At 71.3% G+C, this 21811-nt stretch carries 18 protein-coding genes and 1 tRNA gene; 12 read left to right on the forward strand and 7 right to left on the reverse strand.

The features are described from left to right. Window positions 1–6 precede the first annotated feature (6 nt). The gene (locus tag ACH4SP_RS13110) at window positions 7–1233 is read right to left on the reverse strand and encodes an acyl-CoA dehydrogenase family protein (protein WP_398413899.1); all 1227 of its coding nucleotides are present in this window, start codon (window positions 1231–1233) and stop codon (window positions 7–9) included. Between the two features lie 217 nt (window positions 1234–1450). Further along, the gene (locus ACH4SP_RS13115) at window positions 1451–1762 is read right to left on the reverse strand and encodes a hypothetical protein (RefSeq protein ID WP_398413901.1); all 312 of its coding nucleotides are present in this window, start codon (window positions 1760–1762) and stop codon (window positions 1451–1453) included. A 316-nt stretch (window positions 1763–2078) separates the two neighbouring features. Between ACH4SP_RS13115 and ACH4SP_RS13120 the strand changes: the two genes are divergently transcribed. After that, complete coding sequence (locus ACH4SP_RS13120; RefSeq protein ID WP_398413904.1) at window positions 2079–3047, forward strand: bifunctional DNA primase/polymerase; 969 nt, start codon at window positions 2079–2081, stop codon at window positions 3045–3047. An 83-nt stretch (window positions 3048–3130) separates the two neighbouring features. On the opposite strand, the gene ACH4SP_RS13125 is transcribed toward ACH4SP_RS13120, so the two are convergent. Further along, a tRNA-Ser gene (locus ACH4SP_RS13125) sits at window positions 3131–3217 on the reverse strand. Window positions 3218–4251: 1034 nt separating this feature from the next. Beyond that, the gene (locus ACH4SP_RS13130; RefSeq protein WP_398413906.1) at window positions 4252–5913 is read right to left on the reverse strand and encodes a S1C family serine protease; all 1662 of its coding nucleotides are present in this window, start codon (window positions 5911–5913) and stop codon (window positions 4252–4254) included. Between the two features lie 320 nt (window positions 5914–6233). Here ACH4SP_RS13130 and ACH4SP_RS13135 point away from each other — a divergent pair, with 320 nt between their 5' ends. The 3 genes from ACH4SP_RS13135 (at window position 6234) to ACH4SP_RS13145 (ending at window position 8887) form a co-directional block, all read left to right on the forward strand. After that, the gene (locus tag ACH4SP_RS13135; protein ID WP_398413908.1) at window positions 6234–7055 is read left to right on the forward strand and encodes a glycerophosphodiester phosphodiesterase; all 822 of its coding nucleotides are present in this window, start codon (window positions 6234–6236) and stop codon (window positions 7053–7055) included. Between the two features lie 73 nt (window positions 7056–7128). Beyond that, entirely contained in the window at window positions 7129–7734 is a 606-nt protein-coding gene (locus tag ACH4SP_RS13140) for an ATP-binding protein (protein ID WP_398413910.1), read from the forward strand. Between the two features lie 184 nt (window positions 7735–7918). Further along, window positions 7919–8887 (forward strand): DUF5926 family protein, encoded by a 969-nt coding sequence (locus tag ACH4SP_RS13145; RefSeq protein WP_398413912.1) that lies wholly within the window; start codon window positions 7919–7921, stop codon window positions 8885–8887. Between the two features lie 200 nt (window positions 8888–9087). On the opposite strand, the gene ACH4SP_RS13150 is transcribed toward ACH4SP_RS13145, so the two are convergent. Both ACH4SP_RS13150 and ACH4SP_RS13155 read right to left on the reverse strand, forming a co-directional pair. Next, the gene (locus tag ACH4SP_RS13150) at window positions 9088–9699 is read right to left on the reverse strand and encodes a hypothetical protein (protein WP_398413915.1); all 612 of its coding nucleotides are present in this window, start codon (window positions 9697–9699) and stop codon (window positions 9088–9090) included. Window positions 9700–9872: 173 nt separating this feature from the next. Beyond that, on the reverse strand, window positions 9873–10559 hold the full coding sequence (locus ACH4SP_RS13155; RefSeq protein ID WP_398413917.1) for a bifunctional DNA primase/polymerase: 687 nt from the start codon (window positions 10557–10559) through the stop codon (window positions 9873–9875). 469 nt (window positions 10560–11028) lie between these two features. On the opposite strand from ACH4SP_RS13155, the gene ACH4SP_RS13160 reads away from it, so the two are divergent. Then, a complete protein-coding gene (locus tag ACH4SP_RS13160) occupies window positions 11029–12504 on the forward strand; it encodes a PP2C family protein-serine/threonine phosphatase (RefSeq protein ID WP_398415054.1) in 1476 nt (491 codons plus the stop codon). Between the two features lie 142 nt (window positions 12505–12646). Beyond that, on the forward strand, window positions 12647–14131 hold the full coding sequence (locus ACH4SP_RS13165) for an aminopeptidase P family protein (protein ID WP_398413920.1): 1485 nt from the start codon (window positions 12647–12649) through the stop codon (window positions 14129–14131). A 110-nt stretch (window positions 14132–14241) separates the two neighbouring features. Here the strand turns inward: ACH4SP_RS13165 and ACH4SP_RS13170 are convergent, their stop codons facing one another. Then, complete coding sequence (locus tag ACH4SP_RS13170) at window positions 14242–14697, reverse strand: ATP-binding protein (RefSeq protein ID WP_398413923.1); 456 nt, start codon at window positions 14695–14697, stop codon at window positions 14242–14244. A 250-nt stretch (window positions 14698–14947) separates the two neighbouring features. On the opposite strand from ACH4SP_RS13170, the gene ACH4SP_RS13175 reads away from it, so the two are divergent. The 6 genes from ACH4SP_RS13175 (at window position 14948) to efeB (ending at window position 21671) form a co-directional block, all read left to right on the forward strand. Continuing rightward, the gene (locus ACH4SP_RS13175; protein ID WP_398413925.1) at window positions 14948–15805 is read left to right on the forward strand and encodes a hypothetical protein; all 858 of its coding nucleotides are present in this window, start codon (window positions 14948–14950) and stop codon (window positions 15803–15805) included. Between the two features lie 179 nt (window positions 15806–15984). Further along, a complete protein-coding gene (locus tag ACH4SP_RS13180) occupies window positions 15985–16737 on the forward strand; it encodes a YcnI family protein (protein ID WP_398413927.1) in 753 nt (250 codons plus the stop codon). A 38-nt stretch (window positions 16738–16775) separates the two neighbouring features. Further along, window positions 16776–17444: an SCO family protein gene (locus ACH4SP_RS13185; RefSeq protein ID WP_398415056.1), complete on the forward strand. Its 669-nt coding sequence runs from the start codon at window positions 16776–16778 to the stop codon at window positions 17442–17444. After that, window positions 17441–18001: a copper chaperone PCu(A)C gene (locus tag ACH4SP_RS13190; protein WP_398413929.1), complete on the forward strand. Its 561-nt coding sequence runs from the start codon at window positions 17441–17443 to the stop codon at window positions 17999–18001. The genes ACH4SP_RS13185 and ACH4SP_RS13190 overlap by 4 nt, the downstream gene beginning before the upstream one ends. A gap of 17 nt (window positions 18002–18018) precedes the next feature. Then, on the forward strand, window positions 18019–20295 hold the full coding sequence (locus ACH4SP_RS13195) for a copper resistance CopC/CopD family protein (RefSeq protein ID WP_398413931.1): 2277 nt from the start codon (window positions 18019–18021) through the stop codon (window positions 20293–20295). Between the two features lie 5 nt (window positions 20296–20300). Further along, on the forward strand, window positions 20301–21671 hold the full coding sequence (gene efeB / locus ACH4SP_RS13200; protein WP_398413934.1) for an iron uptake transporter deferrochelatase/peroxidase subunit: 1371 nt from the start codon (window positions 20301–20303) through the stop codon (window positions 21669–21671). Window positions 21672–21811 lie beyond the last annotated feature (140 nt).

Here is a 21811-nt window from a genome sequence, read left to right on the forward strand (position 1 = left end):
CTTCCCTCACCGCTTCCCCCTCCTCATCCCGAGCCGCATCGTCGCGACGATCTCCCGCTGCACCTCGCTGACCCCGCCACCGAACGTGTTGATCTGCGCCGCCCGGTTCATCCGCTCCAGCTCCCCGTCCCCGAACACCCCCGGCGACCCGCCCCTCACCACTCCGGCGTCGCCCACGACCTCCTGGCACATCTGGTACACCGCGACGGCGTTCTCGGTTCCCACGAACTTCACGCCGCTCGCGTCGCCGGGTGCCAGCGCGCCCGCGCCCACGTCCCCGACCAGCCGCCAGTTCAGCAGCCGCACCATCGAGAGCCGGGCGTGCGCCTCGGCCAGCCGGGCCCGTACCCATGCCCTGTCACCAGGCCTTTCGCCCGTACCGGGGTCCGGAGTGCGGGCGTACGCCAGCGCCTCGGCACAGGCGTCCTCGGCCTGCATCCCGATCGCGGCGAGAGCGACGCGCTCGTGGTTGAGCTGGTTAGTGATCAGCCCCCAGCCGCCGTTCTCCTCCCCCACGAGGTTCCCCGCGGGCACCCGGATCCCGTCGTAGTACGTGGCGGTGGTGGTCAGCCCGCCCACCGTCTCGATCGGCGTCCACGAGAAGCCGGGGGCGTCCGCCGGCACCAGGACGATCGAGATGCCCTGGTGCTTGGGGGCCTCAGGATCGGTCCGGCAGGCGAGCCAGATCCAGTCCGCGTTCTGGGCGTTGCTGGTGAAGACCTTCTGCCCGTCGATCAGCCAGTCGCCGTCGCTGCCACCCTCTTCGGTGCCACCCTCCGCACTGACGCCCTCTTCGTTCCCGCCCGCCGCACTCCGGCCCGCCCGAACGGCCCGGGTACGCAGCGCCGCCAGGTCCGTGCCGGCCTCCGGCTCGCTGTACCCGATGGCGAAGACGAGTTCACCGCGCAGGATCCGCGGCAGGAAGAAGTCCTTCTGCTCCTGGGTCCCGTACTTCATCAGGGTCGGGCCGACGGTGTTGAGCGTGACCATCGAGACGGGGGCGCCCGCCCGGTACGCCTCGTCGAAGAAGACGAACTGCTCGTCGGGGCCGCGCCCCTGGCCCCCGTACTCGACGGGCCAGCCGATCCCGAGCATCCCGTCGGCGCCGATCCGTCGCAGCAGGACCCGCTGTGCCTCCGGTTCGCCCGGCGACCCTTCCGGCATCACATCGCGGAAGTACGAACGGAGTTCGGCGCGCAGCCGCTGCTGGCGCCCGGTCGGTGCGAGGTGCACGGCGATGCCCTCCGGCGGGTCGTCCGGACGTACGGAAGGAAGGTGAGAAGGAAGGTACGACGGAATGTTTCTGACTGTCCGTCAGATACTCCTGCCCTGTCAAGGTCACCGACGCACCCCGCTCCGCACGCGGAAATGCCTGTGCGGCGGCGCCGAAGCACCGCCGCACAGGCATTCATTCACCCCGCAGCACAGACCCCCATCAGGCCGCGCAGTACTACCAGAGCTCGGTGAAGTTCACCGCGACGTTCTCGTTGCCCTGCTGGATGGAGGTGAAGCCGGAGCCGTTCACGCTGGCGGTGTTGTTCTGGTTCGAGGCGCCCGCACCGGTTGCCACCTGCTGCGTGGTGGTGGAGTTGCCGTTGTTGGTGCCGCCCACGCCGGTGCCGCTCTGCGTGGCCACGGTCGCGTTCGATCCGTCGTCCGCGAAGGAACCGTTGTCCGCGGCGGCAACACCCGTGAAGAGGGCGGCAGCGAGGGGAAGCGCGGCGACAGCGGCGATGACGCGGGCGTTACGGATGCTTGCCATGTCAATTCCTCCAGGAACTGTTAAATACGGCTGGTTCCGAGGAAGTTGGCCGACTGCCTCGGTGGTGGTGACGACGTCGCTGCATCAGAATCACCTACCGAATCCCCGGCGAACCACCCACAGCCCACTTATTCGCTCGCAAGCGTGAGGTTTTGTCGATAAACCCCCAACCTCACCCCAAAAGCCCCATGGAACGGCCAAATGGCCCATGGAACCCAGCGGCCGCCCAGTGACCCCATACGAGGAATCGTTCCGGCAGCTTTTCGGCCAACTTTCCCCGCTTCCCTTATTCGAACATTCGTACGACTATGGAGTCATGGCCACTCCAGACCGGCTCACCGCCACCCTGGCCCTCGCACACGCCCTCTCCGCAGCGGAGCGCGGGCTCCCCGTCATCCCCCTGTCGCGTACGAAACTCCCGGCCCTGCGCTCCCCGCACCACGACGAGCGCACAGCCGCAGGCCCGCACGGCACCCGGCCCGACCCGCCCGCCCTGCCGACCCCATCCGCCCTGCCGACCCCGTCCGACCCTCCTGCCCAACCCGCCCCGCCGTGCCGCGGCGAGTGCGGCCTCCCCGGCCACGGCGTCCACGACGCGTCAACCGATCCGGCCGTCGTCCGCGCCCTGTTCGCCGCCGCCCCCTGGGCCACCGGCTACGGCATCGCCTGCGGCCGGCCCCCGCACCACCTGATCGGCATCGACCTGGACCCCAGGCCGGACACCGACCCCGACGCGGCTCTCCAACGCCTGGCCCGCACACACCTGTTCACGGTCCCGCCGACGGTCACCGTCCTGACCCCCTCCGGCGGCCGCCACCTCTGGCTCACCGGCCCGGCGGGCGTCACCGTCCCCAACTCGGCGAGCCGCCTCGCCCCCGGCATCGACGTCCGGGGCGCCGGCGGCTACCTGGTCGGCCCCGGCTCCCTCACCTCCCACGGGGTCTACCGTCTGGCCCCCGGCACCGCCCACCTCCCGGCGGCCCCCTGTCCGCCCGCGCTCCTCACCCTCCTGACCCCCCGCCCCCGCGGCCACCGCAGGCCCCCACCACCGCCGTTACCCGGTGCGGACCGGGGCCGCGGCCTCGTCGAATTCGTCCGCACCGCCCGGGAGGGCCAGCGCAACACCCGCCTCTTCTGGGCCGCCTGTCGCGCGCACGAGAACGGAATCGGCGAGCTCCTCACCGACGCCCTCATAGAGGCGGCGCTCCAGACGGGCCTCACCCTCCAGGAAGCCCGCTCCGCCATCGCCTCGGCGGCCCGCCTCACCACGGGCACGCGCGCGTAACGCCCCACGCGCACGCGTACCCGAGCGCCCGCATGCGAAAGGGACGCCCGGAAAGATCCGGACGCCCCTTCGGCGTACTCCCGCGGTGGGTGTGGGATTTGAACCCACGGTGACATCGCTGCCACGACGGTTTTCAAGACCGTTCCCTTAGGCCGCTCGGGCAACCCACCTCGGCCCCGCCGACCTGCGGCGGAGCGCCTACAGCGTACCGGCTGCGACGGTCGGGGGCGGCCGTCAGCCCACCCCTGGTCCACCAACCCCCGAACCCGCCCGTCCCGATGACGCCGGAAGAGGGGCTCCTGAAGCCTCGTCGACAGAGGTCACCAAGATCAACTTTTCGCCATGATTCGCCACCCCCACACCCTCCCACCTGGACCTCTTTGCCTCCCCATTACGTTAACGCTCGCTAACTGAGCCCAGAAACCCAGCCAGTACGGGGCACCCGTTCGAGTCGTCCCGCTACATTGACTGGCATCGCGCGACTGCAGCTCATCGGTCGTCCAAGACCGTCGCGAAGTTGCGCGGCTCCCTTGTGGCGAAGGCCTGGCCCCGGTTGCCCCCGGAGCCAGGCCAGTCACACGGGCGTGGGCCCGGTCGAGCACACGACGGCCGGGCCCACATCAGGAGCCCTTCCGACCGGGTCTGCCCCTCCTGCGCGGTCAGCGCACGAACGGCACAATGCAGCCCGCAATCGTTCCAGCCACAGCGAGGGCGTCCAGGGCTAATCGAATCCACCACTGGTGACGCCGAAACCATCTCGGTACTTCAGGCTGGTCCATCAACTCACCTCCTGTCTCTCTCAGTCCCCCCTGCTTCTCGCGGAAGCAGAAGGGGCGTGGAGAGGCAGGACCGAGTCTTCGTAGCGGAGGCTATCGCGTAGTCGTGACGCCCCCCGGCGGCTTCGGCTATTCGCCAGGGTTCGCCACACAGGCGAATCAATGGCCCTACACTTCTGCGCGCGAGTGGACACATGAGTCGTCCCCGGCCACCAACACACCGCACGCAACGGCAACTTCTGGTCCGGTACCGGTCCGGTACCGGTTCGCCCCTTTGTCCGCACCCTGGTCCGCACGCCCTGGTCCGCACGCCCGGATCAGCGTCGGTCGAGCAGTGATCCGAAGCGGGACAGGGATCAGAAAGAGGCGGGGTGCCGGACCTGGTCCGGCACCCCGCCTCGTCCCGCCTCAGCGGACGGCCGCGCCGCTCAGCTGTCGCCCTCGCGCGCCTGCAGGGTCACTTCCGCCGTGGACTGCTTGCCGGCGCGCGTGTAGGTCAGCTTGACCTTGTCGCCGGGCTTGTGGGTCCAGATCTCGCTGATCAGGGTCGGGCCGCTGTCGATGACCCGGTCCCCCAACTTCGTGATGACATCACCGGGCTTGAGGCCGGCCGCCGCTGCCGGGCCGCCGGGGGACACCGCGGGGGTGTTGCCGGTGCCCTGGTCGGCGATCCTGGCGCCGTTGCCCTTCTCGGCCATCCCGACCGTCGCGCCGATCATCGGGTAGACCGGCTTGCCCGTCTTGATGAGCTGCTGGGCGACCGTCTTGGCCTGGTTGATCGGGATCGCGAAACCGAGGCCGATGGAACCGGACTGGCCACCACCGCCACCGCCGAAACCGCCGCCGGGCACGGACTGGATCGCCGAGTTGATGCCGATGACCGCGCCGCGCGAATCGAGCAGCGGGCCGCCGGAGTTGCCCGGGTTGATGGAGGCGTCGGTCTGCAGGGCGCTCATGTACGACGCCTTGCTGCCCTGGCCGTCGCCCGAGGCGACCGGGCGGTCCTTGGCGCTGACGATGCCGGTGGTCACGGTGTTGGAGAGACCGAAGGGGGCGCCGATGGCGATCGTCGAGTCGCCGACCACGACCTTGTCCGAGTCGCCCAGCGGGAGGGGGTTGAGGTCGCCGGCGTTCTTCAGCTTGATGACGGCGACGTCGTAACCCTGTGCCCGGCCGACGACCTCCGCGGCGTACTTCTTGCCGTTGGAGAATGTGACGGACAGCTCGCCGCCCTCGGCCGCCGAGGAGACCACGTGGTTGTTGGTGAGGATGTGGCCCTGCTTGTCGTAGACGAAGCCGGTGCCGGTACCGCCCTCGCCGCTGCCGCTCTGCGCGTCGATCGTCACGACGGAGGGGAGCGCCTTGCCCGCCACGCCCGCGACGCTGCCCGGATCGCGCTTGAAGTCCTGCGGGTTGCCCGCGGCGGAGATGGTGGTGGAGCCGCCGGGGGAGTTGGCCTCGCGGTTCGCCGCCCAGTAGCCGACGCCGCTGCCCACTCCGCCCGCGACCAGCGCGGCGACCAGAACGGCGGCGATCAGCCCGCCGCGTCCCTTGCGCTTGGGGCTCGGGGCATCGGCGGCCGGGGGAGCACCCCAGGGGTCGCCACCGCCACTGTTGCCACCGCCACTGTTGCCCGGGGCGCCGTGACCGTATCCGTGGGCGCCGCCACTGTTGCCGTACGAGGGGAACGTCGGCGGAGGCGGCGGCCAGGCCGCGGCGGGAGCCTCGGCGGGGTACGGGGCGGAGGCGTGCGGAGCTGGGGCGTGCGGGACAGCAGTGTGCGGAGCTGCGGCCTGCGGAGCCGCGGCCTGCGGCGCTGGAGCGTGCTGGGCGACAGGCTGCGCGGCGCCAGGAGCGGGGACGGGAGCAGGGGCAGGAGCAGGAGCCGCAGGGGCAGACGCGTCCGCGGGGGCGCCCGCAGAGGCAGGAGCGGCCGCAGGCATCGGCGCAGGCGCCTGCGGGGTCGCCTGCGGGGTCGCCGGAAGCTCCGCCGTGGGCTCCGGGGTACCCGGCTCCGCCACCGGAGCGGGAGGCGGCGGCGGTGCGGACGGGGCGGCCGGTACCGCAGTGCCCTCGTTCTCGGTGCTCACAGCTCTCTCCTCGGTTCCACGTCGTCCTGGGTCTGCATTGTCTGGTGTCGGGATTGCCCGGTTCCGTTGTCCCGCTGTGCAAGTGTGTGCCGTCAGCTTTTCCCACGGCACGTCAGAGCACTGTAAGCGGGACCTGTGCGTCCGCTCGCCATCCTTTATTCCGGACCAATGGGACGCATCCCGGGGCCTCCTCAAAGAGGCCGATCGGCCGCCGAACCGTCGGCGTTCAGCCACTGTTCGGCCGTCGGACCGGCCCCGGCGGCCCTCCGCTCCGCACTGCTTCGCGTACACCTGCCCCGGGTCGGTGACACCATGTCGCGGTGACCCACGCACGACAGCAGACCATCCAGGTAGTCGCCCACCGCGGAGCCTCCGAGGAGGAACCCGAGCACACCCTGGCCGCGTACCAGAAGGCCATCGAGGACGGGGCGGACGCCCTGGAGTGCGATGTGCGCCTGACCGCCGACGGCCATCTCGTCTGTGTGCACGACCGTCGGGTGAACCGCACGTCGAACGGCCGCGGCGCCGTCTCCGCCCTCGAACTGGCCGATCTCGCCGCCCTCGACTTCGGCTCCTGGAAGGGGAGCGAGGAGAGCATCGAGCGCCCGGACCGGGACCCGGGACGCGGCGAACTCACCTCCGTACTGACCCTGGAGCGGCTCCTGGAGCTGGTGGCGGACGCCGGCCGTCCGCTCCAGCTGGCCATCGAGACCAAACACCCCACCCGGTGGGCGGGCCAGGTCGAGGAGAAGCTCCTGGCGATGCTGAAGCGGTTCGGCCTCGACGGTGCGCCGAAGGAGCCCGACGCGCCCGCGCCGGTACGGATCATGAGCTTCTCTGCCCGTTCGCTGCACCGGGTGAGCCTCGCCGCGCCGGCCATCCCCACGGTCTACCTGATGCAGTTCGTGACGCCCCGGCTGCGTGACGGACGGCTCCCGGCAGGCGCCCGGATCGCGGGCCCCGGCATGCGGATCGTGCGCAATCACCCCGGCTACATCGCCCGGCTGCACCGCGCGGGCCACCGGGTGCACGTCTGGACGGTGAACGAGCCGGAGGACGTCGAACTGTGCGTACGCCTCGGAGTGGAAGCAATCATCACCAACCGCCCGAAACAGGTACTCGCCCAACTCGACCGCGCCTAACCCTCCTCCTCACTGCGCGAGACCCATTACTGGGAGTGCACCGGCGCATCCGTACCGTATTCGATCGTTACGAGTGCATCACTGGCCAACGCTTGGCCGGTTTCCGGTCCAGGCCATTGGGGAATTCACACGGTGGCGTGGGGCGAAGGAGGTCTCGGGGGTGGCGTTGATGGAGGCACAGGAGGTGCCCACGTCGTCGTGCATGGCCATTCCGCATGGCCCTGCCGGCGTGGGGGCGGCCAGACACCAGATGCGTGCGGAGTTGCGCACAAAAGGGGTGTCCGATTCGGTCGTTGATGATGCAGTTCTGATCCTTTCCGAACTACTCAGCAATGCCTGCCGGCACGGCAGGCCACTGGGCACGGCAGCGGAGGTGGGCGACGGCGACGTCCGAGCGGCATGGGGCGTCGATCCGACAGGCCGGCTGACGGTGGAAGTGACGGACGGCGGCGGTCCGACCCGCCCGGTTCCGGCCACTCCCTCGGTCACCGCACGGGGCGGCCGCGGGCTGAACATCATCAGCGCGCTCGCCCAGGACTGGGGCGTACGGGACGACAGGGCGTCCGGCGAGGTGACGGTCTGGGTGGTGCTCGACGGAGGCCACCGGCACAGCGACTTCGCTACGCGCGTCGCCCCACCGTCGCTCGACTTCGCCGTCCCCCTCGACGAACTGGGCTGACGTACGAAGCCGGGCCGGCATACGGACACGGAGTCGCTGACGTACGGACGCGGACGCCCTCACATACGGACACAGAGGCGTCGGCGTACGTACGACAGGGAGCGCGTACGCATCCGGAGAGGTCCGCTCCCCATTGCGGCTAGGCTCGCGCCGACACCGCACTGCCGCAAGGGGAGAAGCACGCATGGCCAAGAAGCGCCCGCAGACCAAGGCCGCCAAGCCGCAGACCGCCAGCAACGAGCCCGTGCCGGTGGTCGGGGCGCGCGAGCCCTGCCCGTGCGGCTCCGGCCGCCGCTACAAGGCGTGCCACGGCCGCGCCGCGTCGCACGCCGTGACCGAGCTGGTCCAGCGCCCCTTCGAGGGCCTGGCCGGCGAGTGCGACTGGGTCGCCCTGCGCGAGCTGGTCCCGGCCGCGACCGTCGAGCTGAAGCTCAAGGGCGGGCTGCCCGACGGCGTCCCCTCCATCACGCTCGCGACCGTCCTGCCGATGGCCTGGCCGGCGCTGCGCCGCGAGGACGGTTCCGTGCTCCTCGGCCTGCAGAACGACACCCCGTCCGGCGACCTGAGCCGCGATCTCGCCGACACCCTCAAGAGGGCGCTGTCCGCCGAGCCCGGCAACCCGGTCGCCGCCGACAAGGCGCCCGCCGACGGACCGCGCCTCCAGGACCTGCTCGACCCCGACGCCGCGTTCGCGCCGGACGTGCACACGGGCTTCGAGTTCTGGGTGCCGGACAGCGCCAACGCCGACGCCGAGGTCACCGCCTCGCTGGAGCGCGCCAACTCCGCCGCCATCCCGACCGTACGGCTGACGGGCGTGGACGCCGCCTACTGGTGCGAGACCCCGGAGAAGAACCACCTGCGGTGGGCCATGCCGCACCCCGAGGAGAAGCTCCTCGACGCACTGGCCCGGCTGCAGGCCTCGGGCAACGCCTCGCTCGGCGACGACACCCGCCTCGTCGGCTCGTTCCGCGCACACGGAATCATCGTCCCGGTCTGGGACCTGCCGAGCGCGATGACGGCCGAGGAGTGCGAGAAGCCGGCCGCCGAGTTCGCCGAGCGGCTCGCCGCCGCGCTCGCCGCCGACGCGCCGCTGACGGCCGAGGAACGGCGCGCACGCGGCGGCCTCACCAACCGCCAGGTGACCCTCAGCTGAGTGCCGCCGTTGCACGTCGCACAACGGGACGGAGGGGACATGGTGACTCCGGTCACAACTCCCCGTACTGACGGGTAAATCCCTGTCTGAATACACGAGATCGAATTTGCGAACAGCAGATCTCTTGTTACCGTTCTAGGAGCCCGGTCGCTGGTGCATCCCCCGTCGCCAGCGATCGGGCCTTTCACTTTCCCGCCCCGTCAACGGGCAGCGGGGGCGGCCGAGTTGCTTCCGGACCGCAACAGCAGCGGACCGTCGTCCGGACCTGCGAATTCCGAAACCGCCGTGTACTTCCACGGCTCAGCCTTCTGCGGCTCGGCCTTCCCCTGCCCGGCACTCCCCGCGCCCCCCGGTTCGTGCGGCGTCTCGCACGAACCCGGCTCGTCGCCCGCGCCCACCGAGCAGTGCATCCGTACGGTGCGCCCGGCGGGGGCCATGAGCGTGAGCACGGCGACCAATTCTTCCCCCGTCGCGTTCCGGTAGTACGTACGCGCCCAGGTGTCGCTCCCCTCCGCCAGTACGCACGTCTGCGCCTCCACGCCCTCGGGAGAGGCCACCTCCGGGCCGCACTGCGCGTGCGCACGCCCCGGCAGCCCGGCCCGCTGCTCCGCCACGTGTCCCGGAGCCACGCGTCCCGGAGTTTGTCCGGACAAAGCTTCCCCGCGCTGCCGTGCCTTCTGATCGTCCGTTACGGAGGCGAGCACGCCCTCCACGGGATCGGCGCCCTCCCCTTCCGAACCCGCGGGCCCTGCCGACGCCACCGCCAGCGGCAGCAGAACGGTGAACACCACGACGGCCGAAAGCCCGATCATGCGGATATTCAAGGGGAGCCCCCACCTGTCAACTGCCGGAAATTCGTGACGGTGGGCCGAAGATATCGACGGATGGCGCGCGCCTTGTCGGCCGCGCGCCCAATTCCGCTGAACTCCCGCCGTCTCACACCCTTACGAGTGAGGCGCGTACCCGGTCGCCTGCCGACGGCGCGTCAGTACGCGAGCCTGCTCCCGCCGCCCGGAGCACCGCTGCTCGCCGTCACCAGGGCGTCCAGCACCGTCTCCACGTCCGGCAGCCACGGCCGCCCGTCCCGGCCGACGGCGGGCTCCCGCTCCCACCGCACCGGTCCCGCACCGGTCTGCGAGGCGGGCAGCACCAGATAGCCGCCGTCCCCGTGGAACCTCAAAGAGGAGGGGACGTGGTCCTTCGCGTACAGCAGCTCGCCGAGCCGCTCCAGGGAGTACGGGTCCACCAGCAGCGACCACCGGGTGGGCGTCGCCACGACCGGACCCAGCCGCACCCCCATCCGGTCCAGCGCCACCAGCGCCCGCGCGCCGGCCAGCGCCGGGAGGCTGAGCGCACAGGGGGCGCGGCCCCCGGTGGCCAGCACGACCGGCGCGTCCGGGCGCTTCTCCCACCACCAGCGCACCATGCGCGCGTCCGTGGTGGCCGCCAGCAGGCCGGGGTCGAAGGGGTGCGCGCCGGGCACCACGCACTCGGGGTCGGGGCAGGCACAGCCCTGGGCCGCACCGCCGCGGCCACCGTCCAGGGCCAGCCCCACGCCCGGGATGACCGGCCACTGCCACGCGGTGGCGCAGGTCAGCGCCGTACCGGGTGGGGCGGGCCGCTCACTTCGCCGGAACCGGAGCCTGCGTCGCCTTCCGGGGATCTCGCGCATGGGCGCTCGTTCCTTTCCGTTGAACGCCGAGGTCCACATCGCACCATGTGTGCATCACTTCACTGCGCGTGCATAGAAACTGAACAGACTGACACTGAACAGACTGCGGTACGGCAACCCCTTGGGGGACCGAGCGCGGAGCTGGCGGGGGGTGGCGCGCACGAGGCGCTTACCCGTCCCGTGGGACGTCGCCAGAGCTTCCGGTGGTGCTTTCGCTGTGCTTCCCCACCGCTCGGGGACCGTGCCGGGCCCACAGCGGATAGGACGCTCGCGCCCGCCGCCGGGTTCCAGGTCGACGGCGGCACGGCCGCAGTCCCCCGGTCATCACGGAGTCAGATACCCAGCACGGCTGATATGACGCGCTGTCGAGCGGCCTCAGTCGACCGCAAATGTCTGCCGGTGAGTGCATTTTCGCGCCAAGTTGGCTTTCCTCTGTTTCCTCAGGGACACCATGAATCCCGGGATGACAATGCTGGACATCGCCTTACATCTGCGTGTAGATGTGGATCCATTGATAGCGGCGCAGAATGACATGGGGGTTTGCGATGCTATTGAGCGAAACGCACCAGGCGGAAAGCCGGCTGACATGAGCGCCCCGAACGTGCCGAAAGTGGCTGGAATCGATCCTCTGGTTCCACCCCCAGCGCAGACTTCCGCGCCCGCGGGAGCAGTGATCCAGGACCGGCTGGCCGGCTGGGTCTCCGACCTGACAACCCTTCACGAACTCACCGAACGCCTGGTGGGCACCGGTGCACTCGACGAGGCGCTGCACGAAGTGGTGCGCGCCGGCGCCGCTCTCGTCGGCGCCCGCCGCGGCCTCGCCGCCCTGGAACCGGCCGACGGCCTCGGCCCCACCAGCACCGTGGGCCTCGGCCTCGCACACGCCGATCTCGGCCACATCGAAACGGTGCCGCGCGGCTCGACCCCCTACGGCCGCATCCTCGACGGAACCGCCGGGACCGGCCCGGACGCGGAGACCGGGGGCTCCAGCCCCGACCTGCTGCACGAGGAGGGTCTGGACCCGCTGCACCGCGAGGTCGCCGCCCGCCTCGGCTACGCCGCCAGCTACGCACTCGCGCTGACCGGCCGCTCGGGCCGGCTGGGCGCGGTCGTGTGGCTCTACGACGAACCCGCCGAGCCCGTCGAGCGCCAGCGCCACCTGGTCGGCCTCTACATCCGGTACGCCGCCGAGCACCTGTCCCGGCTGCTGGAGCTGGAGCGGGCACGCGCGCGCGTGGCGACGCTCACCGAGGAACTGCTGCCCAGCCGGCTGCCCCGGGTCCCCGGCGTGCAGCTGGCGGTGCGGCACCGCGCGGGGCCGCACGGCGGCGGCGACTGGTACGACGCGCTGGCGCTGCCCGAGGGGGCGCTCGGGCTGGTCGTCGGCTCGGTCACCGGGTCGGGCCCCAGTGCGACCGCCGCGATGGGGCGGCTGCGGGCGAGCCTGCGGGCGTACGCCGTCATAGAGGGTGAGGACCCGGTCGCCGTACTGTCCGACCTGGAGCTGCTGATGCGGCTGACCGAGCCGGCCCGCTCGGCCACCGCCCTGCTGGCCTACTGCGAACCGGCCAAGCGGAAGATCGTGCTCGCCGGGGCGGGGCACAGCCCGCCGCTGATCGTCGGCGAGCGGCGCACCGAGTACGCGGAGACGTCGCTGTCGGCGCCGCTGAACATGCTGTCGTGCTGGGAGGCGCCCAGCGTGGAGATCAGCCCGAACCCGGGCGAGACCGTGCTGCTCTACACCGACGGGCTGCTGCACCGTACCGGCGACCCCATGGACCGGGCCTTCGCCCGGCTGCACGCGGCGGCGGCCGGGGTGCCCAAGTCGATCCGCGACGACCCGGGCGCGATCGCCGACCACGTCCTGCGGACGGTGTTCCCCGAAGGGCTGGACGAGGCGGGCCCCGCGGAGGACATCGTGCTGCTCGCGGCGCGCTTCGACTGAGGTCCCGGGGCGCCCCGGACCCGGCCGGAGAATGATTTCTCACAGTTATCCACAGGCTGGGGAGCACCGGTCCGCACGGACATACGATGGAGGGCCAGGAGGCGGGAAACCCCTGGCCCTGTGTCGTATGAGGAGACGTGTCGTGTCTGAGGAGCTCAAGCCGGAGACCCCGGAAATCGTGGACGGCGAAGCCGAAACCACCGAGGAAGAGCCCATCAAGCAGCGCAAGAACGGGCTGTACCCGGGTGTGTCCGACGAGCTCGCCGAGAACATGAAGTCCGGCTGGGCCGACACCGAGCTGCACGGCCTGGAGCCGATCGCGCAGGCGCAGCACACCGCCGCCCGCCGCGCCGCGCTCTCCGCGCGCTTCCCCGGCGAGCGCCTGGTGATCCCCGCGGGCAACCTCAAGACCCGCTCCAACGACACCGAGTACGCCTTCCGCGCCTCCACCGAGTACGCGTACCTGACCGGTGACCAGACCCAGGACGGCGTCCTGGTCCTGGAGCCCACCGAGTCCGGGCACGACGCGACGATCTACCTGCTGCCCCGCTCCAACCGGGAGAACGGCGAGTTCTGGCTCGACGGCCAGGGCGAGCTGTGGGTCGGCCGCAGGCACTCCCTCACCGAGGCCGAGCAGATCCTGGGCCTGCCCGCCAAGGACGTCCGCGAGCTGCCCGAGGCGCTGCGCGAGGCCACCGGCCGGGTGCGCAACGTCCGGGGGCACGACGCCGGCATCGAGGCCGCCCTCGCCGACAAGGCCACCGCCGAGACCGACGCCGAGCTGCGCGTCTACCTCTCCGAGGCCCGCGTGGTGAAGGACGAGTTCGAGATCGGCGAGCTGCAGAAGGCCGTCGACTCCACCGTGCGCGGCTTCGAGGACGTCGTGAAGATCCTCGACAAGGCCGAGGCCACCTCCGAGCGCTACCTGGAGGGCACCTTCTTCCTGCGCGCCCGCGTCGAGGGCAACGACATCGGCTACGGCTCGATCTGCGCCGCAGGCCCGCACGCCACCACCCTGCACTGGGTGCGCAACGACGGCGACGTCCGCTCCGGCGACCTGCTGCTGCTCGACGCCGGCGTGGAGACCCACACCCTCTACACCGCCGACGTCACGCGCACGCTGCCGATCAACGGCACGTTCTCGCCGCTCCAGAAGAAGATCTACGACGCGGTGTACGAGGCCCAGGAGGCCGGCATCGCGGCGGTCAAGCCCGGCGCCGCCTACCGCGACTTCCACGACGCCTCGCAGCGCGTGCTCGCCGAGAAGCTCGTCGAGTGGGGCCTCGTCGAGGGCCCGGTCGAGAAGGTCCTGGAGCTGGGCCTGCAGCGCCGCTGGACCCTGCACGGCACCGGCCACATGCTCGGCCTGGACGTCCACGACTGCGCCGCCGCGCGCACCGAGGCGTACGTCAACGGCACCCTGGAGCCGGGCGTCTGCCTGACCGTCGAGCCCGGCCTGTACTTCCAGGCGGACGACCTGTCCGTGCCGGAGGAGTACCGGGGCATCGGCGTCCGCATCGAGGACGACATCCTGGTCACCGAGGACGGCAACCGGAACCTGTCGGCCGCGCTGCCGCGCCGCTCCGACGAGGTCGAGGCGTGGATGGCCGCGACCAAGGCCAAGTAGGGCCGTACGCCCAGGGGTTGCACCCGTGCCATGGGTACGCCCGTGCCATGGGGTGCGCCCGCGAGGTGTTCCCGTGGGTTCGGTTCAGGGGGCGCGTTGCCCGGGGTCCGTCAGGACGCCTGGAGCAGCGCGCCCTCGCGCCATTTCAGGATCTTGTCGAAGCTCACCACCGCGCCCCGGCCCGGCCGGTTCCGGAAGTGCACGTGGTCGGCGAGCTGCTCGATCAGGCGGAGCCCCCGGCCGTTCTCGCGGGTGTGCGCCACGGGCTGCGCGGCGCGGCCGCGACGCCGCCCGGAAGGAAAGCCGGGGCCCGAGTCGGTGACCTCGATCCGGCACTTCTCGCCGTCCAGGTACGCCGTCACCCGGTACTCCGCGGAGTACGGGCCCGAGGTGTGGTCGCCGCCGTGCTCGACCGCGTTCGCACAGGCCTCGCTGAGCGCGACCGACAGGTCGTAGGAAATGTCCGGGTCGACACCCGCGGTCTCCATGGCACTGAGCAGAAGACGGCGGGCGAGCGGAACGCTCGCGGCTTCCCGCCGCAAGTGGAGTGACCACCAGATGCTCATGCTCCAGCCTCCTGGCTGCGGCTCGACATACGAGTACGTATTGCCGCAAGTGGCGGTCCGTAAGCCAGTCACGGGTGTGAGAGCGCTCATTCGGCGGATGTACGCACTCTGCACGCCGGTGTATACGGGACCGCGTTCCGACCGGCCGCGGGCCGTGCCGGTGGCCCGCCCCGGGTCACGTAACGGACCATAGGGAGCTTCCGGACCTGCCGGGTCCGGTACGGGGTCGCAGTGCGATGATGGCTCCGCCATGTCACAGCCGGTCGCCTCGCGCGACGCACACAGCCGGGTCGCACAGCGACTCGCCAGGGCCGCGGTCTTCGCCGCGGTCTGCGTCGTGCTGTCCGCGACCGGGCACGTGCTGGGCTCCACGGCGACCGTGCCGTGGTGGACGCTGGCCGTGGCCTTCACCGTGGTGTTCGCGCTGGCCGCACCGCTGGCCGGGCGGACGCGTTCGCTGCCGTCGATCACCTTCGCGTTGACCGCGGGTCAGCTCGGTCTGCACGCCCTGTTCGGACTCGGCCAGAACCACGCGGCCGCCCCGACGGGCGGCGACCAGGGCCCGCTGGGCCCGCTCGCCGCCAACCTCATGTGCGGCGGCGGTACCGGACTCGACGAGGCCCAGGCACGCGAAGTCCTGGCCACGGCGGGACTCGGCCCGGCACCCGGCGCACACCCGGGGCACGGCCTGCCCCCGTCGTACGACGCCTACGGCGATCTCGGTACGGGCGGCGGACAGGGCGGCGCCGGCACGGCAGCCGACTGTCTGCACTCGCTGGTCCCCAACCTCCCCATGCTCCTCGGCCACGTGCTCGCGGCACTCGCCACCGGCTGGCTGCTGCGCCACGGCGACCTCGCGCTGCGGCGGCTCGGCCGGCTCTCCGCGTACGGCGCGGAGGAAGTCGCGGCGGGGGCACTCGTACGGTCGCTGCGCGCCGCGCTCACGCTGGTGCACGCCCTGCTGTCGGGGCTCCTGGGAGTCCCCTCGGGCGGGCCGCGCACGGTGCCCGCCGCCTTCCGCACCCCGGTGCGGCTGGAGGGGCGGGCGCTGCAGCACTCGGTGAGCAGGCGCGGGCCGCCCTCGTCGGCGTACGCCCTCATCGCCTGACGCGGCCCCCCTCGTACTCGTACGACAGAGACTCGTACGGCGCTCGTACAGCCACGCTCGTACAGCGCTCGTACCTCCAGAGACTCGTACGGCAGGACAGGAGCGGGTCGCGGATCCGGTGCGCCTCAAAGAGGTGCGCCCCTCACCCGATTCGCTTCTGACTTGTGGGGTTCACAGCCATGACCGCAATCCGTCGTACCACCCGTCTGTCCCGTCTCGCCGCCGTCGGTGTCGCCTCCACGGCGTCCGTGCTGCTGCTCGCCGGGCCCGCCTTCGCGCACGTCAGCGTGCAGCCCGTCGGCCCGGCCGCCAAGGGCGGCTACGCCACCGTCAACATCAAGGTCCCCAACGAGCGCGACAACGCCTCGACCGTGAAGCTCGAAGTGACCTTCCCGGTCAAGGACCACCCGCTCACCTCCGTGATGCCGCAGCCCATCCCCGGCTGGACCGTGCAGGTCGAGAAGGCCAGGCTCGACAAGCCGCTGAAGGTGCACGGCAAGGAGATCAAGGAAGCCGTCGAGAAGATCACCTGGACCGGCGGCAAGGTCGGCCCCGGTGAGTTCCAGCAGTTCCCGCTCTCGCTCGGCCAGCTCCCCGAGGACGCCGACAAGCTCGTGCTGAAGGCCGTTCAGACGTACGACAACAAGGAAGTCGTGCGCTGGATCGAGGAGCCCAAGGAGGGCCAGCCGGAGCCGAAGACCCCGGCGCCCGTCCTCAAGCTGACCGCGCCCGCGAGCGACGGGCACGGCGCTCCGGCCGCCGACGACAAGGCGGCCTCGGCCGCCAAGGGCGGCGACAGCGACAAGAAGACCACCGCTGCCGCGGCCGACAGCAGTGACACCACCGCCCGGGTGCTCGGCATCGTAGGCATCATCGTGGGTGTCGCGGGTGTGGCCTTCGGTGTTCTCGCCGGCCGCCGCCGCGCCGCCTGACCCACCCTTCCTCAAGCTCCAGGATTTCCATGCGTTCCATGCGTAAGAAGAAGAACGTGCTGGTCGCGGCGGCTCTCGTCGCCGCGGCCGCGCTGACCCTGTCCGCGTGCGGCGGCAGTGACACCCCGGCCAAGAGCGGCAACCAGCCGCTCGTCGAGGCCCCGCCGACCAAGACGAAGGCCGCGACGGTCCTCGACCGTCCGTACACCAAGCCGAACCTGGTCCTCAAGGACACGAACGGCAAGGAGTACGACCTGCGGGAGGCCACCAAGGGCAAGCCGACGCTCATCTACTTCGGCTACACCCACTGCCCCGACGTGTGCCCGCTGACGATGAGCAACATCGCGGCCGCCTACAAGAAGCTCCCCAAGGCCGATCAGGAGAAGCTCCGGGTCGTCTTCGTCACCACCGACCCGGAACGGGACACTCCGAAGGAACTCGGCAAGTGGCTCAAGGGCTCGGGCAACGCGGACTTCATCGGGCTGACCGGTGACTTCCCGACCATCCAGGCCGGGGCACGACAGCTGGGCGTCAGCATCGAGCCCTCCACCACGGACAAGGACGGCAACGTCACGTCCATGCACACCAAGCAGGTCATCGCGTTCTCGCCGAAGAACGACTCCGGCTACCTGCTGTACACCGACCAGGCATCCGCCGACGACTACACCGCCGATCTCCCGAAGATCGTCAAGGGAGAAACCCCGTGAACCGCCGCACCATCCGCACCGCCCGCACCGCTCGCACTGCCCGCACCACCCGCCTCACGTCCCTCGCCGTCATAGCCCTCGCGGGCTCGCTCGCGCTCACCGGCTGCAACGGCGAGTCGGCGGACAAGGCCGACAAGACCGCCGCCGCGAAGACGACGGCTCCGGCTGCGGACAGCAAGCCGAAGCTCGAAGTCACCGGCGCCTTCATGCCGGAACCCGCCATGGCCGACATGGCCGGCGGCTTCCTCACCGTCAAGAACAGCGGCGCGGTCGCGGACAGGCTGACGTCCGTCACCGCCACCGGCTTCTCGGGCAAGGCGGAGATCCACGAGACGACGAAGGACGGAAAAATGCAGGAGGTGAAGTCCTTCGACGTGCCCGCGGGCGGCAAGCTCGACCTCAAGCGCGGCGGCAGCCACATCATGTTCCTCGACGTGAAGAAGAAGCCGAAGAAGGGCGACAAGGTCGCCATCGAGCTGCACTTCGAGAAGGCCGGCACCGTCAAGGTCGACATGCCGGTGGAGGCCGCCACCCACAACCCGCAGCAGCACCACTGAGGGGCTGAGACCACACCATGACGGACACCGCCCCGCGCTTCGGGACCCCGCCGGCCTGCACCGCCGTCGGGCCCCCGGCGACCGCCGCGGTTGCCGGGGCTCCGGCGACCAGCACGGTTGCCGGGGCTCCGGCGACCAGCACGGTTGCCGGGGCTCCTGCGACCACCGCAGCAGTACGTGTGCTGCTCGTGGCCGTCGCCCTGTTCGGCGCGCTGCTCGCGGGCATCGGCCCTGCCGCCGCGCACGCCGCGCTCACCGACAGCAACCCGAAGGACGGGGCGGTGCTCCCCACCGCCCCCAAGGACGTCACCCTCAACTTCTCCGAGCAGATCTCGCTCGGCGAGGACGCCATCCGCGTCCTCGACCCGTCGGGCAAGCGCGCCGACACCGGCGAGGTCCTCGACCTGTGCAGCGGAGACGCCATCAAGTACGGCGTCGCGCTGCACAGCGGCCTGCCCGACGGCACCTACACCGTCGCCTGGCAGGCCGTCTCCGCCGACAGCCACCCCATCTCGGGCGCCCAGACCTTCTCCATCGGCGCCCCGTCGAAGAGCAGCGTCGCCCTGCCCGACCAGGAGGCCGGGGGCGGCGCGGTCGGCGTGCTCTACGGCATCGCCAGGTACGCCGCCTACGCCGGTTTCATCGTGCTCGTCGGCGGTGCGGCCTTCGTACTGGCCTGCTGGCGGCGGGGTGCGGCCGAGCGGCCGATGCAGCGGCTGGTGGTGCGCGGCTGGCTGGTGCTGGCCGCGGCGACGCTGTTGATGCTGCTGCTGCGGGCCCCGTACACGGGGTCGGGACAGCTGTCGGGAATCTTCGACCTGGCCGCGCTCAAGGCCGTACTGACCACCAAGACCGGTGCGGCGCTGGTGTCGCGGCTGCTGCTGCTCGGCGCGGCCGCGCTGTTCGTGGCCGTCCTGTTCGGGGCGTACGCGAAGAAGACCGGTGCCGTCGGTGATGACGGCGGCCACGGCAACGGCGACGGTGATGACGGCGACGACGAGGACTCCTCGCGGAAGGACCTCACCTTCGGCCTCGCCCTCGGCGGCGGGGTCGTCGCGGCGGGCATCGCCGCCACCTGGGCCATGTCCGAACACGCCTCGACGGGCATCCAGCCGGGCCTCGCGATGCCCGTGGACGTGCTCCACATGCTGGCGGTCGCCGCCTGGCTGGGCGGCCTGGCCGCGCTGCTGGTCGCCCTCTACCGGTCGCCCGCCCTGGAACGCACGGCGGTACGGAACTTCTCCCGCCTCGCCTTCGGATCGGTCGCCGTGCTCGTCGTGACCGGGGTCTACCAGTCCTGGCGACAGGTCGGCTCCTGGAAGGCACTCGTCGACACGGCGTACGGGCAGCTGCTGCTCGCGAAGATCGCGCTGGTCGCGGTCATGGTCGCCGGTGCCTGGTTCTCGCGCCGGTGGACCGGGCGGATGGCGGAGGGCCCGGCCCCGGAGGCCGAGGCCGAGGCCGTACTGGACGCACGGGAGGCCCGGGGCGCACGACAGGCTCGGGACGCCCGGGAAGCTCGGGGAGCACGGGGAGGGCGGCAAGCACGGGGAGGGCGGCAAGCCGGGGACACCCGGGAGGCTCCGGCCCGGGGCGCGAGGACGAAGCAGCAGACACAGCCCGAGCCGGTGACCGTGCCGGCCTATCCCGGCTCTGGCTCGGGCTCGGGCTCGGGCTCGGGCTCCGGCTCCGGCTCCGGCTCCGATCCCACCCCTGACCCCGCGCGCGCCGCCCAGCTCGCCCGGCAGCAGGCCGCGATGAGCACCGCCCGCGCCAAGCGGGTCCGCGACGCCGACCCGGAGCGGTCCGGACTGCGCCGGTCCGTCCTCCTGGAGGCCGGGGTCGCAGTCGTACTGCTCGCCGTCACCACCGTCCTGACCAGCACCGAACCCGGTCGTACGGAACTCAAGGAGGCGGGCCGCGGCAACACCGCCGCCCCCGCCGTACCGAACCGCCCCGTCGATCTGAACATGCCCTTCGACACCGGCGGCGAGGGCGGCAAGGGCACCATCCGTCTGCAGATCACCCCCGGCCGCACCGGCAGCAACGCACTGCACGTCTGGGCGAACTCGCCGGACAACAAGCCGGTGGACGCCCCCGAGCTGAAGGTCGACCTCACCAACGAGGACAAGCAGATCGGCCCGCTGCCCGCGGTGCCCGACAAGCTCGCTCCCGGACACTGGAGTGCGAGCGGCGTGCAGATCCCGATGGCCGGAACGTGGAAGATCGAAGTGACGATCCGGACCTCCGACATCGACCAAGTGACCGTGAACCAGAACGTCAAGATCGGCTGACCGGCGTGACCGACACCCCTTCCTCTCCCAAGAAGTCCCTCAAGAAGTCCCCCAAGAACTCGCGCACGAACTCTTCCGGGAACCCGCCCGAGAGCTCGCCCGCGAACCCGACCGCGAACTCTTCCGAGACGCCCCCCGGCATCTCGCGGCGCCGGCTGATGGGTACCGCGGGCGCGGCCGGAGCCGCCGGGCTCGTCCTGGGCGCGGCGGGCGGTGCGGGCGCCGCTTCCGCACTCCGGGGGGACTCGGCCGACGGCCCCGGCCCGCTGACCTCCGTCGGAACGACCGAGGAGATGTTTCACGGGAAACATCAGGCCGGAATCACCACTCCGCTTCAGGCCCGCGGCCATCTGATCGCCTTCGACCTGGCCCCCGGGGCAGGCCGCAAGGAGGCCATGGCGCTGCTGCGCCGCTGGTCGGAGGTGGCGAAGCAGCTGATGGCGGGCAGGTCGCTGGCGGGTGCCGACACCGGGGTCGCGTACGACGCGGGGCCGTCCTCCCTCACCGTCACCTTCGGCTTCGGCCGGACCTTCTTCGACCGTACGGGCCTGACCTCGAAGCGCCCGGTGGAGCTGGACCCGCTGCCGGACTTCTCCTCCGACCAACTCGACGCCCGCCGCAGCAACGGCGATCTGTGGGTACAGATCGGCTCCGACGACGCCCTGGTCGCCTTCCACGCGCTGCGCGCCGTGCAGCAGGAGGCGGGCGAGGCAGCCCGGGTGCGCTGGCAGATGAACGGCTTCAACCGTTCGCCCGGCGCGACCGCCGCCCCGATGACGGCCCGCAATCTGATGGGCCAGGTGGACGGAACGGGCAACCCGAAGCCCTCCGAGCCCGACTTCGAGAAGCGGCTCTTCGTACCGGAGACCGGCGGCCCGGCGGGTCAGGAGTGGATGGCGGGCGGCTCGTACGCCGTCGTACGACGCATCCGCATGCTCCTCGACGACTGGGAGAAGCTGCCGCGGGGCGATCAGGAGGCGGTCATCGGGCGGCACAAGAAGGACGGCGCCCCGCTGACCGGCGGCGACGAGTTCACCGAGCCCGAACTCCAGAAGGTGGGGACGAACGGCAAGCTGATCATCGCCTCCGACGCACACTCCCGGATCTCGGCGCCCGAGCAGAACGGGGGCGCGGCGATGCTGCGGCGCCCGTTCTCGTACCACGACGGCATCTCGGCGGACGGGGTGCCGGACGCGGGGCTGCTGTTCATCTGCTGGCAGGCGGACCCGATGCGCGGGTTCGTGCCGGTGCAGCGGAAGCTCGACCGGGGGGACGCGCTGTCGAAGTTCATCCGGCACGAGTCGAGCGGGCTGTTCGCGGTACCGGGCGGGCCGCGCGAGGGCGAGTACGTGGGACAGCGCTTGCTGGAGGGGTGAGGCTCCCGGGGCGGGAGCCCCCGGGAGGCGGAAGGCCCCGGGGGGGGCGGAAGGCCCCGGGGGGGGCGGAAGGCCCGGGGGGGGCGGAAGGCCCGGGGGCGGGGACTTGAGCCTCACGGTGGCCGGGGCTCGGACCTCGG

This window comes from Streptomyces sp. NPDC021093 (assembly GCF_044333135.1).
Taxonomy (GTDB): Bacteria; Actinomycetota; Actinomycetes; order Streptomycetales; family Streptomycetaceae; genus Streptomyces.